This is a genomic window from Mycobacterium persicum (assembly GCF_002086915.1).
In the GTDB taxonomy this organism is placed as follows: domain Bacteria; phylum Actinomycetota; class Actinomycetes; order Mycobacteriales; family Mycobacteriaceae; genus Mycobacterium; species Mycobacterium persicum.
This window is the reverse complement of sequence record NZ_MWQA01000001.1, coordinates 2,029,819-2,046,438: the sequence shown is the minus strand read 5'-3', so window position 1 is coordinate 2,046,438 and position 16,620 is coordinate 2,029,819. Positions and strand designations below refer to the sequence as shown.

Here is a 16,620-nt window from a genome sequence, read left to right as displayed (position 1 = left end):
CTTCAACTCCGGCAGCGGTAACTTCGGTATCGCCAACTCGGGCAGTTTCAACACCGGGATCGCCAGCACCGGTGGCACCAACACCGGGCTGTTCAACACCGGGTTGGGCAACACCGGATGGGCCAATGCCGGCGACTTCAACTCCGGTGGGTTTAACGCCGGTGGTTTCAATACCGGCTCGTTTAACCCCGGCGACACCAACACCGGCTGGTTCAACATCGGTGATATCAACACCGGAGCGTTCAACACCGGCGATATCAACACCGGCGCGCTCCTCACCGGCGACGGCAACAACGGATTCTTCTGGCGCGGCACCGGCCAGGGCCTCATCGCCGCCGACTACACCCTCACCATCCCCAACATCCCCCTCACCCTCGGACTGGGCGGCAAACTCGACATCCCCATCACCGGCCAGATCACCGGCCTGACCGTCAATCAATTCACCCTGCACGGGGTAAACGGTCCAGGGATTCCGCTGAACTTGTTGCTCGCTATTGACGGCGACTCGGGCGGAACGAGTATCCACGTCAACATCCCGGACACCGATATCGGCTTCACCATACCTATAGACGGTCTTCCGATTACCTTGACCCTCCCGCTGAACTCTGAACTGAGCCCGATCGTCATTGAACCAATCAGTATCGGCGCAATTCCGCTGGACCTCACGCTGGGCGGGGATACCATGCAACTCAACGCCGACCTCGGCGCCGGTATCGGACCCATTACCGCCACCCTTTTCCACCTCTCGCCCGTTCCCGGCTTCGGCAACTCCACCGGTAGCCCGTCGTCAGGCTTCTTCAACTCCGGCGCGGGCGGTTCGTCGGGCTTCGGCAATTTCGGCGATACCCTCTCGGGCTTCTGGAACGCCGGTTCGCAGGGCTCGGGGTTCGAGAACTACGGCGGCAGCCTGGTGTCGGGCATCATCAACCTGGGCGGCGCCTTGTCCGGTGTCGACAACACCAGCGATCTGGGCATCGCGCTTGCCGGCCTGGTCTCGGGTATCGGCAACTTCGGCAGCCAGCTCTCGGGCCTCTTCCTCAGCGGCTCGGTGCCGTAACCGCGGGCCGAAGGCTGGTCATCGGGCCGTCGGCACCGCCAAGTAGGGTTCGTCAGGAGATGCTGAGGATCCCCCGCGGAAGGAACGGTTGCGCATGGGAATCGTGGACAAGGCAAAAGACCTGCTGTCACAGAACGCCGACAAGGTCGAGACGGTGATCGACAAGGCCGGCAAATTCGTCGACGACAAGACGCAGGGCAAGTACTCCGACACCATCCACAAGGTGCAGGAGCAGGCCAAGAAAGTAGTCGATCCGGGCGACCAGCAGAACTGAAGCCATGGCGAAACTCTCCGGATCCATTGATGTCCCGTTGCCGCCGGAGGAGGCGTGGCTGCATGCCTCGAATCTGTCCCGCTACCGGGAGTGGCTGACGATCCACCGGGTCTGGCGCAGTAAGTTGCCCGAAACGCTGGAGAGGGGCGCGGTCGTCGAGTCGATCGTCGAGGTCAAGGGGATGCCCAACCGGATCAGATGGACGATCGTGCGCTACAAGCCGCCGGAAGGCATGACGCTCAACGGCGACGGAGTCGGCGGTGTCAAAGTCAAGCTCATGGCCAAGGTCGCGCCCAAAGCGGAGGGCTCCGTCGTGAGCTTCGATGTGCACCTCGGCGGACCCGCTCTGTTCGGGCCGATCGGCATGATCGTCGCCGCCGCGCTCAGAAGCGACATCAGCGAATCCCTGCAGAACTTCCTCGAGGTGTTCGCACCGGCCTGACGCCGACCCGCAATGGCGCCCGCCGCGGACCAGCCGACCGATCTGCCGATGAGTTTCCGGGCCGACGGCGGTCCATAACGGTGAAACCACACGGCAAGGAGGACATCATGCCCATCCGTCACGGCGCGCCACTGGGGGCCCCCTGCTGGGTCGACTTGACCACGTCAGACGTCGACCGCGCCCAAGACTTCTACGGCACGGTATTCGGCTGGACCTTCGAATCCGCCGGTCCCGAGTACGGCGGATACGTCAATGCCGCCAAGGACGGCCATCCCGTCGCGGGGTTGATGGCCAACAACCCGCAGCAGCAGTCGCCGGACACCTGGACCATCTATTTCCACACCGCCGACGTCGGCGCGACTGCTGTCAAGGTCAGCGCCGCGGGCGGCTCGAGTTGCCTGGATCCAATGGAAGTACCCGCCAAGGGCTTCATGAGTGTGGCGAGCGATCCGACGGGCGCGGTGTTCGGCTTGTGGCAGCCGCTGGAGCATCGCGGCTTCGAGGTGATCGGCGAAGCGGGCGCACCCGTCTGGCATCAACTGACTACTCGCGATCACCGTGCGGCCGTCGGCTTCTACCGCGAGGTCCTCGGGTGGCGGACCAAAGACATTTCTGACACCGACGAATTCCGCTACACCACAGCGTGGTTCGGTGGCGAGCAATTACTCGGCGTCATGGATGGCGCCGGTTGTCTGCCCGACGGCGTGCCGTCGAACTGGACCACCTTCTTCGGTGCCCACGACGTCGACAAGACCCTGCAGCTGATCACCGACAACGGCGGTGCCGTAGTGCGGGCGGCCGAGGACACCCCCTATGGGCGGCTTGCCGCGGCCACCGATCCGACGGGCGTCGCCTTCAACCTGTCGTCGCTGCAGACAAGCGTGGCGTAACTCGATGCGAGTTGACACCCTATTACGCTCGCTTGCATGATTCGCCGGCTGCGCCCGGGTTGGCTGGTGGCGCTATTCGCCGTGATCGTGTCGATCAGCACGTGGCTGCCGTGGTTGACGACGACGGTCGGCGGCGGAGGCTGGGCAAACGCCATCGGCGGCACCCACGGTAACCTGGCGCTTCCGCCTGGGTTCGGCGCTGGTCAGCTGATCGTGTTGCTGTCGTCGACATTGGTGGTGGCCGGGGCGATGGTGGGACGGGGTTTGTCGGCCAAGCTGTCTTCGGTTGCCTCGCTAGTGGTTTCGCTGTTCATAGTGGCGCTCACCATCTGGTACTACCAGATCAACGTCAACCCGCCGGTGTCGGCCGAGTACGGCCTTTACGTCGGCGGGGGCGCGGCCGGGTGTGCGGTGTTGAGCTCCCTGTGGGCGGTGGCCGCCGCGACCCTGCAATAGACTTCACCATTCGTGGCGGACTGTGTTGATAGCGATGCCCCATGAGTCCGACGCTCGGCGAAGTATTCCGGGTCATCGACCTCGCCGGTGTCTTCGGCAACGCGGTGCTCGGTGGCATTGTCGCCACCGAGGAACGCTTGGACCCCGTCGGGTTTGCGGCGTTGGCCATTCTGTCCGGCCTGGGCGGCGGGCTGATCCGGGACACCCTGTTGCAGCACGGGCCACCGGTCGCGCTGACCGACTACCTGTATCTGGTGACGGCTATCGCCGGGGGCGTCGTGGCCTTTCTGGTGCCGGTATACGGCCGCACCTGGAGCCTGACGTTGCCGGTCATCGACGCGATCGCGCTGGGAACGTGGGCGGTCGCGGGAGCGCAGAAGACACTCGGGATAGGCCTGGGCTGGGCGGCGGCACTGCTGATGGGCACCATCACCGCAGTGGGTGGCGGGACACTGCGTGATATCGCGGTCCGCCGCACTCCGCAGATCTTCGGCGGTAACACGCTTTACGCGACCTGCGCGGTTATCGCCAGTGGTGTGGTGGTGCTCTTCGCCCACTATGGGCAGGCCACCGTGGGCGCGGTGGTTGCCACCGTCGTCGGTGCCGTCCTGTGCCTGGTCGCCCGCTGGAGGGGGTGGCAGTTGACGGAAGGACCGGCGTGGCACTACGCCCTGCGAAGACAACCCGGTAAGCGGCTACCTCGAATTACGTTGCGGGTCAACAGCGACGACTCACCGCTGCCGCTGGTCGGCGAAAAGCGCAAGCCGCGGAAGCGCTGACGGCCTCAGCTCGACGGGAACTCGTGGATGCCCGAGGCGGAGCTGTCGGCGGGCTCGTTGACCCCGTACACGAAGGGCGCGAAGACGATTTCCCGGCCGTCCGGGTCGCGGAAGGTGACCGCTCCCGTCGCTTCCCAGTACGGATGCTGCTCGACGGGCTCGATCCCAGCCTTGCGGAGCCGTGCCAACGCCGCCTGCTGGGCCTGATTGTCCGGGAAGTACAGGCACAGCTGTTCGTGATGGTCCACCGCGACCTCGTCGACCGCCTCGACGATCTCGAGGGTGAGGTTCCAGCTGGGCAGACCGAAGATCGCGCCGTTGCTCCCGTAGCTTTCCCCGAATGTCTCGTAGAGCGGGAGCCCGACCAGGTCACGGTAAAAGCACACTGTCTCCTCGAAATTCGAGGAGCGACGGGCGAAGCGGATACAGCCGATCGATGCCAACTCCTTGGGCCAGTGTGTCGTCCGGCGGCGCTTGTTGTTGCTCACTGCTCCTCCGTTTCACCGAGCCTGTAAATTCGCAGGCCGCTACTCGTAGTCTTCCTGCCGCATTACAGGCTCGCGAGCATCACAGCCCGACGGCGCCCGCCGGCGACTCCGCGTCACGCCAGCGCCGCAACTCGGCGCCGGGCACCCACGTCGAATGGGTGCCGCTGGAAATGCGTTCGGGCAGTTGCAGTTTGCACACCGGGCCGTCACCGACCCGGGCCGCGTCGAACACCAAACAATAGGAGCTGTCGTCGTTCATGTCGGTGGTCAGCGTGACCAGGTATCCGTCGTCCTCGGCGGTGCCTCCAACCCGGGGCGCCATCTGGGTTTCGCTTCCGTAGACACCGTCACCGAACGAGTAGCCCTCCTGGTTTCCGGTGAGCAGGTCGTGCTTGACCAGCCCGTCGAACAGGAACCAGCCCGGTTTGCCGGTCGCGGCATAGGCGTAGCGGTATTGACGCGCGGCATAGCCGTCGTTGATCGTGCCGAACTCGGTGATGGACTCCGACAGCTGTTCTTCTTTCACCGCGCCGGTGACCAGGTTGAGCCGCCACCGGTGCAGCCGGGTTTGCAGGCGATCCAGCGCCAGGAAGCGAAACAGCTTCTCCCACTTGGTTCCGCCGGTGTCCAGCGGCTGGGGGTCGCCCTCGTAGAATCCGTCGAGCACGATCTCATCGCCGTCTTCGTAGGCGTTGGTGAAGTGCAGCACGAACGTCGGTTTCGCTTCGAACCAGCGGATGTCGCCGCTAAGCCCGCGGCGCGGGATCACCGCGAAGCGCGACGGCATGTCTGGGTAGAAGCGTGGCAGGTGCACGTTGTGTTCGAGCAGCCGGGGATCCCAGAACAGCGGGAAATCGTTGAGAATCGCGTAGTTTTCGGTGAACGCCATGTCGTGCGGCAACCGTGGGCCGGGCAGCGGGATAGCGGCGTAGTGTGCCAGCTCGTTGTTCTGGTCGACGACGCCGTAATGCATATACGGGTCTTGCTTGCTGTAGTTGAAGAACAACAGCTCGCCGGTCTTGCCGTCGACCTTGGGGTGCGCCGATACGCCCCAGCCAAACGGAAAGTGCCCGTTCCAGGTCTCCTTGCCTAGGGTGTTGCCCGAGTAGGGGTCCAGCCGGTAGAGGTCGCCGCATTGGTAGAAGCTGGTGAGCGCGATGCCGCGGTGCACGATGACGTCGGTGCTCGACGCGTCCTTCATCAGGGTGCGAGCCCCCCAGCCGGTGTCTCGCTTGGCGAATTGCACCGGCTCGGCCAGTCCCGGCCACAGCGGCCCGCCCGTCTCGTTTTCCGCCAGGAAGCCCTCGGTCTGGACAAAACGGTTGCGGTAGAAGGACTTTCCATCGCGGAAGCCGACGACGTGCACCATGCCGTCGCCGTCGAACGGGTGGTAGGTCTTGAACGCCGGATGCAGCGGGTTCTCGGTGTTGCGCAGGTAGATGCCGTCCAGGTCGCGGGGGATCTCGCCCTCGACGGCGGTCAGCGCGTCGGCGTCCCACTCGGTGGTCTGTGGTCGCCACGGACCGGTACGGTAGGGGTGGTCGTCGTCCTCGGGCAGGGTGGACAGGTATTTGCCGACGATCTCGACATTCATGATCAAACGCCTTTACTGACAACGAAACTGACGGTGGTAGCGGTGCTGCCGCCGAAGTTCAGGGTGCCGAATCTTCGCGCGCCCTCGACCTGATAGTCACCGGCCGTGCCGCTGACCTGCTTGGCCGCGTCCAGAAGCATCCGCACGCCGGAGGCACCGACGGGATGTCCACCGCCGATCAGCCCACCGCTGGGGTTGATCGGCAGTCGGCCGCCGATCTCGATCTCGCCGTTTTCGATGGCCTTCCAGGATTCGCCCGGGCCGGTCAGCCCGATGTGGTCGATGGCCAGGTACTCGCTGGGGGTGAAGCAGTCGTGCACCTCGAACCCGTCGACGTCGTCGAGGCTCACCTGTGCGCGACGCAATGCGTCGAGCACGGCCGAGCGCACATGCGGCAGTATGTAGGGGTCGTGAGCGGCGCGCTCAAGCTTCTGGCGCAATCCCAGCCCGACGGTGCGATGCCCCCAGCCGTCGATCCGCCCGATCGGCTGTGCGTCGGGATGGGCCCGCAGGTAGGCGTCGTTGACCAGCACCACTCCCGCGCCGCCGTCGGTCATCTGGCTGCAGTCCAGGCGCCGCAGCCGTCCTTCGGTGATCGGGTTGGTCGTGTCGTCGTCGGTGATCGGGTCGGGAACCGTCCAGCCCCGAGTCTGGGCGTTGGGATTGCGGCGGGCGTTGGCGTAGTTGAGCGCGGCGATGGCCCGCAGGTGCGTGTCGTCCAGGCCATAGCGCCGGTCGTATTCATCGGCGACTTCGGCGAACATCGACGGCCACAGGTAACGCGCCTCGGCGCCCTCGTGCCCGGTCCACGCCGCCGCGCCCAGGTATTGCGCCGCGATGTCACCGGGCACGGTCTTTTCCAATTCGAGCCCGATGACCAGCGCGCTGTCGTAGGCGCCGGAGCGTAGGTCAGCCATCGCCGCCAGCGTGGCCACGCTGCCGGACGCGCACGCGGCCTCATGCCGAGAGGCCGGGGTGTCCCAGAGGCCGTCGCACATGGTGGCTGGCATCGCTCCCAGATGGCCCTGAGCGGCGAACATCTCGCCCAAGGCATTAGCGACATGGACGACGCCTGTCGCGGCAATGTCGGCGGCGTCGACCCGGGCTTCCCTCAGCGTGCCGGCGACGACCTCTGCCGTCAGGTCGGCAAAGTCCCGGCGCTCCTTGGTGAGGTTGCGAGCGAAATCGCTTTGGTAACCGCCAAGAACCCACACGCCTGCAGTGCCGTCCATATGCGGCACGGTACCCCAGCTAGGTGCGCGCATTCGGTGATATCCGGTGAGCCGCGCAATCCGCCCGGAAGGTGGGCGGCCCCATCGGCTCTCGGGCTGAACCGACGGGACCTGGGAAGGCGTAAAGGCCGGCCAATACACCCCCCTCTTGTGGGTCATTGCCATCGGCGGCGATTGACAAACATCTTCGCCAAGACGGGTCTCGAGACTCGACGAATGGTGCTGAGCTGCTGCAATTCCGTAGATCGCGGGTGTGGCAGTACCGCTTGGCTCAGTTAGAGCGGACGATTGCCCGGTGTTCCTCCGGCTGGCGGCGGCTGCTGGATCACCACGACGGTGGGCTTGCGCTTGGGTTCCCCGTCCTGCTCCGCGGCGGCTTCGTTGGGGGCACGTGGCCCCGTGCCGCCGGCGCCGCGTCCGGCCAGACCCGCCAGCGCCATCCCGCTCAGCAGGCCCACCGGAGCCCCTCCCAGGTCTGTGGGTGCGGCGCTCAGGCCGGCGCTGGGCAGCGACTCGACTGCCAGCTTGATCTCTGGGGCGGCCATGGTCCAGCCGTGCGGCACCGACAACCCCCCTACCAGGGCCGCCTGGCCGGTACCTGCGGACACGGGTGCGCTACCGACGCTTCGCGGCGACGACGCCAACACCTCTCGCTCCGAACTGAGGGGCTCACCTTGCGTGGGTTCTATCCCGCCGGGGCTCGGAGCGGGCCGAAACCCGTTGTAGCCGAAGTACCACGGTCTCGCGGTGTTGACCACCGCCAGGGACAGGCTGGCGGTGCCGATGGCCGAGATGTAGAGGGCCAGCACATCCAGGTCCCCGATCGGGGTGGGGATGGTGATGCTGGCCGCCGGCGCGGGTAGCTGTGACTCGAGCGGAGCAGATGACGCGGCCGTCGCGAGTAGTTGCCGCGTTTCGGGACCAAGCGACGCTGCCGGTCCCGCCGTCGACGCGTCGGCACCTCCGGGGACCTGTGCGGCCTGGGACGCCGACGCCGTCGGGTCGGCGGTGTGCGCCGGTTGGCTGAAGGGCATCAGCGTCGACGCGGTCTCGGACGCTTCGGCGTACTGGTACATGACGGCGGCGTCCTGCGCCCACATCTCGGCATAGTCGGCCTGGATGGTCTCGATCGCCGGGGTGTTTTGACCGAAGGTGTTCGTCGTGACCAACGTCGCCAATTGGCTGCGGTTGGCCGCGATCAGCGGCGGCGGCACCGCCGTGGCCCGCGCCGTCTCGTACGCCGCCGCCGCGGCCGATGCTTGGGCAGCGGTCTGCCGGGCCTGCTCCGCCGCGGCGCTCAACCATTCCGCATACGGCGCGGCCGCAGCAGCCATCGACGCCGACGCGGGCCCCAGCCACGACTCGAGCGTCAGCGCCGAGACCACCGAGGCATAGGAAACCGCTGCGGCGTTCAACACCGCGGTAAGGCTTTCCCACGCGGTGGCGGCCGCCAGCATGGGTCCAGACCCTGGACCCATGTACAACAAGGCGGAATTCACCTCCGGCGGCAGCGCACCGAAGTCCGTCGCTAACACCCTTCTCGGCCAGTCTTAGCCGGTCTAACCGGCGGCGATGGCATTGGCGGCCTCGGTCGCCTCATAGGAGTTCGCACTGGCGGCCAGGGCGGCTACGAAGGCCTGATGAATAGCTGCGGCCTGGGCGCTGACTACCTGGTAGAGCTGCGCGTGTGCGCTGAAGCGCGCCGCCGTCAGCGCCGACACCTGGTCGGCAGCGGCGGGAGCCACACTTGTCGTGTGAGCCGACGCGGCGACGTTTTGAGCGCTGACTGCCGATCCGATCTCCTGCAAATTCCCGGCCGCCGCGGCTAGTGTCTCCGGCTGGGTGACCACAAACGTCATCACATTCTCCTAACTCGCAGAAGGCGCCGGATTGCCTGTCCGATAGGTGAATTAGACGGGCGGGCGCCCCGACAACCCCGCAGGAAGGCATTCCTTAGCTGCAGGGTACTTCGTCGCCTGCTCGCTGAACCCCGTTTGGCCGAGATCCATATCGGATGGATAGCAAGGCTTTGCGCTATTCGGAAGTCATTCGGCGTCGGCGACGAGGGCGACCGGCTCCGGTCCCTCACGAGGCTCGTCCAGGCGCACCCGTTCGCGTTCGGCGAACAGCCGCTGGGCGTCGGCGCGATCGACGTCGGCCAGGTCAACGCCGTTGGTCTCGCGGGCGACCAGGATGGCGACGGCGCTCACCGAGGCGGCAGCCGCCAGGTACCAGGCAATGGGAGTGGCGGACTTGTAGGTTTCGAGCAACCGGACAGCAATGATCGGCGCCAATGAACCGGCCACGATGGAGGTGACCTGATAACCGAGTGAGACTCCGGAATAGCGCATCCTGGTTGGAAACATCTCTGCCATGGCCGCGGGCTGGGTGGCATACATGAGGCCATGGAAGACCAATCCGATCACCACGGCTGACAAGATGATCGCGTTGCGGCCGCTGTCCATCATCGGGAAAGCGAAAAAACCCCACGTGGCGGCGGTGACGGTACCGACGAAATAGATTGGGCGCCTGCCGAATCGGTCACTGAGATGTCCGGCCAGGGGGATGACGACGAAGTGCGTGGCATGGGCGGCCAGCAGCCACCACAGGATGGCCACGGTGTTGGCGTGGACGTGCACCTTGAGATAGGTGATGGAGAAAGTCACCACCAGGTAGTACATGGCGTTCTCCCCGAAGCGCATCCCCATCGCCGTGAAAACACCACGCGGGTAACGCTTTAACACCTCGGTGAGGCCGAACGACGTCGCGTTGTCGCGCTCGCTTTGCTGCTGCGTCTCGACGAATATCGGCGCGTCGGTGACTTTGGTGCGGATGTAGTAGCCGATCAGGACGACAACCGCCGACAACCAGAACGCCACGCGCCAGCCCCAGCTGAGGAACGCCGCATCCGACAATGTGGACGTGAGGACCAACAGCACCACGGTGGCCAGCATGTTGCCGCCGGGGACTCCGGCCTGCGGCCAGCTCGCCCAGAAGCCGCGGCTGGCATTGGGGCTGTGCTCGGCGACCAGCAGAACCGCACCGCCCCATTCGCCGCCGACGGCGAAACCCTGGATGAACCGCAGCGTCACCAGTAGTGCGGGAGCCCAGTAGCCGATCTGGGTGAAGGTCGGCAGGCAGCCCATGAGGAACGTGGCGGCACCCACCAGCAGCAGGCTCAGCTGTAGCAGCTTCTTGCGTCCGAACCGGTCCCCCAACTGGCCGAAGACGATGCCACCCAGCGGGCGGGCGGCGAAGCCCACCGCGTAGGTCACGAAGGCGGCAAGGATGGCGTCCAGGTCATTGCCGCCCTGGGCGAAGAACACCTTGCTGAACACCAGCGTCGCGGCGGTGCCGTAGAGGAAGAATTCGTACCATTCGACGACGGTGCCGGCCATGGACGCCGCAACCACCCTGCGCAGGTACGTTGGCCGGAAATGGTCGGCCGGCAAACGATCACCCACAGTCACCCGGTTGTCCTCCTCGTCGACCGCCCGAAGGGGCCTGCGGCAGCGTACCCGGTCACGAGTGGCAGCGCAGAGCATCGATGCGCTGTCGATCGGCAGCTATTGCATGCGCCTCAGCAGTCACAGCCAGTGCGGGGTATGCCGTTGTGCCCGTCTTAGGTGCGACAATCCGGCGAGGTGAGCCGACGACGGGTTACGGAGCGGGCGGGGCGGGCGGCAACGGGGGTGCTGAAGACGGCGACTGGAGCGTGGTCAGGGTGGGCGGCGGCGTCGTCGGGGTCGTTACGTCGACGGTTGCGGTCACCGTGTCCGTGCCCTCGGTAGCCGTGATTGTTGCCGGGGCTTGTTTGAAGTTGGTGTCGGCAGTCGAGGTACCGGTCATCCCATAGCTCATGAGAGCGGCGGCTGCGATGCCGATGCCAGCCATGCCGAGGCCGGCGCCGATCGGCTTGAGTCGGATTTTGCGATCTGTCACGGGAAACTCCTGTCTTCTCATTTGCTAACCGTCGTTGCCGATCCGGGAAGGCTACGAGACGAGCTCCTTCTCGGATAGGTCACTTCCAGTAGTTCGGCCTGCCAGCTGTGGGCGTTACACGTCGCTCGCACCACGTCCCGGTAGGCGTGTGAAGGGTTTGCCAGCTTGCGTAGCCAACCCGAGTTTTGGAGCGCTGTACCTCCTGTCGGTCGGGTTGAGTCGATGATCCGTAATGCGATTCACTATAAACCGCAATACGGATCTTTGGGAAGCCGGTAGTGGCTGCCGCGTTGACGCGGGGAGGCTCGGTGAATCCGCGACAAGCCGTGGTTTCGCTTGGTGTGCGATGCCGCTATATGGTCAGCTCAGAGGTATCGAGGATGCTGAGCATCCGCTGATCATTGATCTGGATGCCACCCTGGTGACTGCCCACAGCGATAAGGAATCTGCGGCCCCGACATTCAAGCGTGGCTAGGGGTTCACCCCTTGTGCGCATTCGTCGACCACGGATGCGAGGGCACCGGTGAGCCGTTGGCGATCTTGTTGCGCCCCGGCAATGCCGGGGCCACACCGCCGATGACCACATGTGGGTGCTCGCCGACGCGCTGGCTCAGGTGCCCAATGTCGAGGGGTATCGGGATCGGCAAGAAGGTGTTGGTCCGCGTCGATGCCGGCGGCGGGACTCATGAGTTCCTCGACTATCTGACCCCGGCGCCTGGCATATACGGTCGGGTTCGGGCTGACCGAGGCGATGGCCGGTGCGATCGCGGCAATCCCGGCCTCGGCGTGGACCCCGGTCTACGACGCCAACGGCGGTATCCGCGACGGCACCTGGTAGCTGAAGCCACCGGGGTGTGCGACCTGTCGACCTGGCCGCCCGGGATGCGTCTGATCGTGCGCAAAGAACGCCCGGTGCGCCGTGAGGCGCTATTGATTCGAACGGAGGTGAAAGACCTACGTCGCCGATCCCGTCGCGGCGGGACGGTGGAGCTGAGGGCAGCCCGACCCGGGAGGGCGGCAAGCGGCCCTGACAAAGCCGGGACGTACCAGCACTGCCAGATGGTGCGGGTCCGGCGAGCGGGACGGAAAAGGAGTACGCAAGGAACCGACGTTTACGTCCCTTCATCTTGCACCGGCTCGAATCTGGCGGATATGGGCCGTGGGCGGTGCGCATCTCATCGAGTGTTGGTGGGGACCTCCTGGGTCGGATAGGACGGTCGGCCGGGAGTCCACGGTTAAGTGCTGCGGGTTAGCCCTGGTGATGCCGCAGGGGCAGAGTCGGGCTCCTTCTTCGTCGAGCGAATCACAGTGAACACGGGAACCATCCCGGTCCCGCCGATCCTCTGGGCATCCGGCCAGAGGATTCGGCTGGGCGCACCGACCGCCGATCGGGTCGGGATGGGGCGCAGCCGTCGTAGTACTCCGAGCCGGGAAAGCCCGGCACTTGGGGAAGGACGGCTGCGGTATCGAGAAGGGAAGGAGACTGTAATGCCGAAAGACGCGAAGATGAACATCGCCGCTCCGGACGACGCGTACATGCTAGTCCGCGTGCTCGGGTATCGGGGATGCAGACCACCCTGTCCGTGGTCATGTGAAAGTCCCCATTTATGGACCAGTTGTAGGTCCCCACTGATGGCCAGGTGGATGTCCTATTGGTGGCCAGGTAGAAGTCCCCACTCCCTTGCGTGTTGTCAATGGCGTATGAAGAGTGACGCCCTGACGACATTTGAAAATTGACCCGCTAGCGGGAGTTTCCACCGTCGATGGTTGGTCAGCGCTGTTTGTGCTGGTAGGTGGCGGTTTTTGGGGTTGGTGGGTGTATTACCCACCGTCGTGTTTGTGCTGGTCAGCGGGTGGGTGCGTAGCGGTGGATGTCGAAGAGGTTTGCGAGGCGGTCTTGGGTGGGGGTGGTGTCGGTGAGCATGCGGCGGGCGCGGGGGCGGCCCTTGCCGCCGTCGTGGTAGAGCAGCACGGTTTCGCCGATGCCGGCGAGTTGGTTGAGCAGTTCACGCACCGACATGGGCAGGCCGGCGCGGTCGGCTTGGCGGCGCATGAGGTGGGCGACGGTCAATGCGAGGACGCTGTAGAAGACGTGGACCCGGATTTTCTGGTCGGTCCAGTGGTGCATCGGCCCGAACGAGACGACTGGGGGGTCTTTTTGCTGGCGGAATCCGGCCTCGACCTCGGATTGGGAGCGGTAGGCCGCGACGACATCGCCGACGTTCCAGGTGTCGCGATTGGTGAACAGGATACGTTTGCCGAAGATCCTGTCTTCCAGTTTCTTTCGTGCATTCTGTTCGGTGCGCCACGTCAACCGGAACGTCGAGGGGTCCTCGCCGGTCAGGGTGACGGTGAGGATGTAGCTCACCCAGCGTGGTTTGAGTATCGCGGCGATGTCGGCTTCGACGGCGTCGCGGCCCCGGCGGGTCTTGCCCCGCGCGAGGCGGGATTGCCATTCGGCCAGTCGTTTTCGTGCTTTTGCGAGGGTTTGGTCCAAGCCGCGTGACTGGGCAGCGTGCAGCGTCGGGGAGTGGGTGAGCACCGCGCGGCGGGTGACACCCAACGCGGTCACTTCGGTGTCGAGGCAGGTCAGGCCGGGATAGCGGTCGTCATCGACGGGGACGTAGGTTGCCCGGGGTATCGCGAGCAGTTCGGGATGGTCTGACGGTGGCAATGATCCGACGAACCCCAACCCGGACTCTTCGATGATGGTGTGGTTGTCGGCCGAGTTCTGCCCGGCGTCATAGACCACCGTCAACGACTGCACCGAGGACGTCAACTGCCGATACCGGGCCACCAGTTCCTCGATCACCGTGGGGAATTGGGTGAGGTCGGGGCGGTCGCCGGGGTAGGCGTGCGACACCACGGGCACCCCGCCGTCGCGGGTCACGACCAGCGCCAACCCGACCAGCTGCAGGTCCACACGTTTTTGTTCGGCCTTGCCGCGCTGGGCGATCGGGGCTCGCTCGTTGGCCGAGTCGATGTAGGTGGCGAAGTTGGTCATGTCCAGCACCAGCCCCGAAAGGCCCAGGCCGAACTCGGTGACCATCCGGCGCCCCAGTTGCGTTTCGATGCGGCGCAGCGCTTCGGTGTCCAGGTGATCCATCGCATCCCAGAACCGGCGGTGATCCAAGGCCCCGGCCGGGGTTTTCACCCACCGGGGTCCGGCGGTGGTGGCCCACCAGTCGGCGAAGGCCAGCTTCGAGCACGGCGCCACGACCCGGTTCGCCGTGGCCAACGCGATATAGGTGCCCACCGACGCCCCCGCGTCGGCCCGTCGCGGCGCGACCGAGTCCACGATCTCGACCACACCGAGCCGCTGCAGCACCGACCACACCCCGGCCAGATCGCCGAACTGTTTGTGCTGGCTGCGCACCGGTTCGCCGCTGTCCGCCCCCGCCAGTTTGGCCATCACCTCCTCGGCGGTGCCCAAATATTTCTGCGACACGATCCGCGGTTTGCCGTCCACCCGCGCTGATTCCACCAGGTAGTAGTACGTGTGCCGGCGGTGCAGATCGTGGTGGTCGTCGCGGCGGGGGTCGCGGTCGATCGAGCATTTGGGCTCGGCCCATGATGCTGGCCGCCGGGCAGGCTGAGCTGGACCTCGGGATTGCCGGCCGGGCCGGGTCTTCGCCATTGCCGATCACTTCGTTGCGTGCGGCGCATCTGTGGGATGCGTTGTGCCATGCCTATGCGGTGCTCGGATTCGACGGGGTGGCCGATGAGGTGTTTCGCGGTTTGGTGTGTGCGCGGATCATCGAACCGACCAGCAAGATCGACTCTGCCCGGGTTCTGGCCGAGACCGGGGTGGGCGCCCCGTCGTATCCCATTTTGAACCGCCGTCTACCCATCTATGCCAAAGATGCTTTCCGACAACAAATCTCGGAAGCCTGCTCGGCGCACATCGACCTGGGGCCGGCCACCTTGGTGTTGTATGATGTGACGACGCTGTATTTCGAAACCGACACCGCTGACGGATTCCGCGAGCCCGGATTCTCCAAGGAACGACGCCTAGAACCCAGATCACCGTTGGATTGCTCACCGACGCCTCGGGGTTCCCGCTCACGGTGCAAGCCTTCGAAGGCAACAAGGCCGAGACCGCCACCATGCTGCCGGTGATCAACGCGTTCAAAAAGCCCACCAGCTCACCGATATCACCGTGGTCGCTGCTGCCGGGATGATCTCTGAGGCCAACCAAATCGATATCACCGCTGCCGCTTGACCTACATCCTGGGAGCGCGGCTGCCCTACCTGCCCGATGTCGTCCGTGAGTGGCATGACAAACACCGCGACCAGGCCGTCCCCGATGAGCTGATCCTGACCCAGCCCTGGCCGGCCACCAGCCGGGAGAAACCAGCGGGATCCCTGACCGGGTGATCCACTACCAGTACCCCAGCAACCGGGCGCGGCGCACGCTACACGGCATCGATGACCAGATCGCCAAAGCCCAAAAAGCCGTCGACGGGAAAGCCCCGGTCAAACGCAACCGGTTCATCACCTTGACCGGGGAAACCAAAGCCATCGACCGTGACCTGGAGGCCAAGGCCCGCGCCCTGGCCGGCTGGAAGGGCTACACCACCAACCTCACAGACCAGACCCCGAAGTTCATCATCGACGCCTACCACCGCTTGTGGCGCATCGAGAAGAGCTTCTTAATGTCCAAACACGACCTGCAGGCCCGCCCGATCTATCACCACAAGCGCGAATCGATCGACGCCCACCTGACCATCGTGTTCGCCGTGATGGCCCTCACGCACTGGATCGAGCACCGAACCGGTTGGAGCATCAAGAAATTCGTGCGGACCGCACGACGCTACCGCACCATCACCATCCAAGCCGGACAACACACCATCACCGCCGCCGACCCCATCCCCGATGACCTCGCCCAAGCACTAACCTCGGGCTTTCGCGCCGGTTGATCTTGATGGTGTGTCTTGAACGAAGAATGGTGCTCTGAGCAGGGATAATCCGGTTTGTCTAGGACCAGATCATCTCAAGAATCGGAGCACCAATCTGGTGGGCAAGTCTACGTCGTGTTACCCGTCGTTGTCGGTCGATGGCCGCGCAACCGGTGTCGTGTCGCACGTAGGTGCGGTGGTATTGCTGCGCGCCGCCGAGCGGGCCGGGCTGACCGGCGCCTTGTCGGACGCGTTGGCGCCATGGCGTAAACCTCTGGCCAGCCACGATCCCGGCAAGATTGTGCTTGATATCGCTGTGGCACTGGCGCTCGGTGGGGACTGCCTGGCAGATGTCGGCCTGCTGCGCGCCGAGCCGGGCGTGTTCGGCCCGGTGGCCTCCGATCCCACCGTGTCGCGGTTGATCACGACGTTGGCCGCAGATGCCTCGAAAGCCTTGGCGGCCATTGATTCGGCGCGGGCCAGCGCGCGTGCGGCGGCGTGGGCAGCCGCCGGGCAGCACTCACCCGGTCATGGGATCGATGCCGATCACCCGTTGATCGTCGATCTG

General features: G+C 65.2%; 14 protein-coding genes and 3 pseudogenes. 9 read left to right on the top strand and 8 right to left on the bottom strand.

All coding sequences use genetic code 11. From position 1 onward, the window contains the following. The 6 genes and pseudogenes from B4U45_RS30680 to B4U45_RS09045 all read left to right on the top strand — a co-directional run. Positions 1–1,057: pseudogene (locus B4U45_RS30680) on the top strand (PPE family protein); the annotation flags it as partial. 94 nt (positions 1,058–1,151) lie between these two features. Further along, positions 1,152–1,331 (top strand): antitoxin, encoded by a 180-nt coding sequence (locus B4U45_RS09065; protein ID WP_075549655.1) that lies wholly within the window; start codon positions 1,152–1,154, stop codon positions 1,329–1,331. Between the two features lie 4 nt (positions 1,332–1,335). Beyond that, entirely contained in the window at positions 1,336–1,773 is a 438-nt protein-coding gene (locus B4U45_RS09060; RefSeq protein WP_075549656.1) for a type II toxin-antitoxin system Rv0910 family toxin, read from the top strand. A gap of 107 nt (positions 1,774–1,880) precedes the next feature. Beyond that, positions 1,881–2,663 (top strand): VOC family protein, encoded by a 783-nt coding sequence (locus B4U45_RS09055; RefSeq protein ID WP_075549665.1) that lies wholly within the window; start codon positions 1,881–1,883, stop codon positions 2,661–2,663. A gap of 36 nt (positions 2,664–2,699) precedes the next feature. Beyond that, positions 2,700–3,119 (top strand): hypothetical protein, encoded by a 420-nt coding sequence (locus B4U45_RS09050; protein WP_075549657.1) that lies wholly within the window; start codon positions 2,700–2,702, stop codon positions 3,117–3,119. Between the two features lie 41 nt (positions 3,120–3,160). Further along, positions 3,161–3,898, top strand: coding sequence for a trimeric intracellular cation channel family protein (locus B4U45_RS09045; protein ID WP_075549658.1), 738 nt, complete (start codon positions 3,161–3,163; stop codon positions 3,896–3,898). A gap of 5 nt (positions 3,899–3,903) precedes the next feature. Here the strand turns inward: B4U45_RS09045 and B4U45_RS09040 are convergent, their stop codons facing one another. The 7 genes from B4U45_RS09040 to B4U45_RS09010 all read right to left on the bottom strand — a co-directional run bounded on the left by B4U45_RS09040 (position 3,904) and on the right by B4U45_RS09010 (position 11,154). Continuing rightward, positions 3,904–4,386 carry a VOC family protein gene (locus tag B4U45_RS09040; protein WP_075549659.1) on the bottom strand — a complete coding sequence of 161 codons (483 nt, stop codon included), beginning with the start codon at positions 4,384–4,386 and terminating at the stop codon, positions 3,904–3,906. A 79-nt stretch (positions 4,387–4,465) separates the two neighbouring features. Then, positions 4,466–5,980 carry a carotenoid oxygenase family protein gene (locus B4U45_RS09035; RefSeq protein WP_075549660.1) on the bottom strand — a complete coding sequence of 505 codons (1,515 nt, stop codon included), beginning with the start codon at positions 5,978–5,980 and terminating at the stop codon, positions 4,466–4,468. A gap of 2 nt (positions 5,981–5,982) precedes the next feature. Continuing rightward, entirely contained in the window at positions 5,983–7,212 is a 1,230-nt protein-coding gene (locus B4U45_RS09030; RefSeq protein ID WP_075549661.1) for an acetyl-CoA acetyltransferase, read from the bottom strand. Positions 7,213–7,487: 275 nt separating this feature from the next. After that, positions 7,488–8,747, bottom strand: coding sequence for a PPE family protein (locus tag B4U45_RS09025; RefSeq protein WP_082275680.1), 1,260 nt, complete (start codon positions 8,745–8,747; stop codon positions 7,488–7,490). 24 nt (positions 8,748–8,771) lie between these two features. Then, entirely contained in the window at positions 8,772–9,071 is a 300-nt protein-coding gene (locus B4U45_RS09020; RefSeq protein ID WP_075549663.1) for a PE family protein, read from the bottom strand. Positions 9,072–9,257: 186 nt separating this feature from the next. After that, positions 9,258–10,682 carry an MFS transporter gene (locus B4U45_RS09015; RefSeq protein WP_269466942.1) on the bottom strand — a complete coding sequence of 475 codons (1,425 nt, stop codon included), beginning with the start codon at positions 10,680–10,682 and terminating at the stop codon, positions 9,258–9,260. Positions 10,683–10,872: 190 nt separating this feature from the next. Beyond that, the gene (locus B4U45_RS09010; protein ID WP_122535296.1) at positions 10,873–11,154 is read right to left on the bottom strand and encodes a hypothetical protein; all 282 of its coding nucleotides are present in this window, start codon (positions 11,152–11,154) and stop codon (positions 10,873–10,875) included. Between the two features lie 316 nt (positions 11,155–11,470). Between B4U45_RS09010 and B4U45_RS29065 the strand changes: the two are divergent. Further along, positions 11,471–12,066: pseudogene (locus tag B4U45_RS29065) on the top strand (transposase); the annotation flags it as partial. 934 nt (positions 12,067–13,000) lie between these two features. Here B4U45_RS29065 and B4U45_RS09000 read toward each other — a convergent pair. Beyond that, positions 13,001–14,638, bottom strand: a complete 1,638-nt coding sequence (locus tag B4U45_RS09000; protein WP_244899357.1) for an IS1634 family transposase — start codon at positions 14,636–14,638, stop codon at positions 13,001–13,003. Between the two features lie 13 nt (positions 14,639–14,651). On the opposite strand from B4U45_RS09000, the pseudogene B4U45_RS08995 reads away from it, so the two are divergent. Both B4U45_RS08995 and B4U45_RS08990 read left to right on the top strand, forming a co-directional pair. After that, positions 14,652–16,073: pseudogene (locus tag B4U45_RS08995) on the top strand (IS1634 family transposase). 97 nt (positions 16,074–16,170) lie between these two features. Further along, on the top strand, positions 16,171–16,620 hold a 450-nt coding region (locus B4U45_RS08990; protein ID WP_219859380.1), incomplete at its 3' end, for a transposase.

Bases quoted from the DNA above. Each gene is read 5' to 3' on its own strand.
- B4U45_RS09030 (WP_075549661.1), bottom strand. From the start codon at position 7,212: ATGGACGGCACTGCAGGCGTGTGGGTTCTTGGCGGTTACCAAAGCGAT.
- B4U45_RS09060 (WP_075549656.1), top strand. From the start codon at position 1,336: ATGGCGAAACTCTCCGGATCCATTGATGTCCCGTTGCCGCCGGAGGAG.
- B4U45_RS09035 (WP_075549660.1), bottom strand. From the start codon at position 5,980: ATGAATGTCGAGATCGTCGGCAAATACCTGTCCACCCTGCCCGAGGAC.
- B4U45_RS09050 (WP_075549657.1), top strand. From the start codon at position 2,700: ATGATTCGCCGGCTGCGCCCGGGTTGGCTGGTGGCGCTATTCGCCGTG.
- B4U45_RS09055 (WP_075549665.1), top strand. From the start codon at position 1,881: ATGCCCATCCGTCACGGCGCGCCACTGGGGGCCCCCTGCTGGGTCGAC.
- B4U45_RS09020 (WP_075549663.1), bottom strand. From the start codon at position 9,071: ATGACGTTTGTGGTCACCCAGCCGGAGACACTAGCCGCGGCGGCCGGG.
- B4U45_RS09065 (WP_075549655.1), top strand. From the start codon at position 1,152: ATGGGAATCGTGGACAAGGCAAAAGACCTGCTGTCACAGAACGCCGAC.
- B4U45_RS09045 (WP_075549658.1), top strand. From the start codon at position 3,161: ATGAGTCCGACGCTCGGCGAAGTATTCCGGGTCATCGACCTCGCCGGT.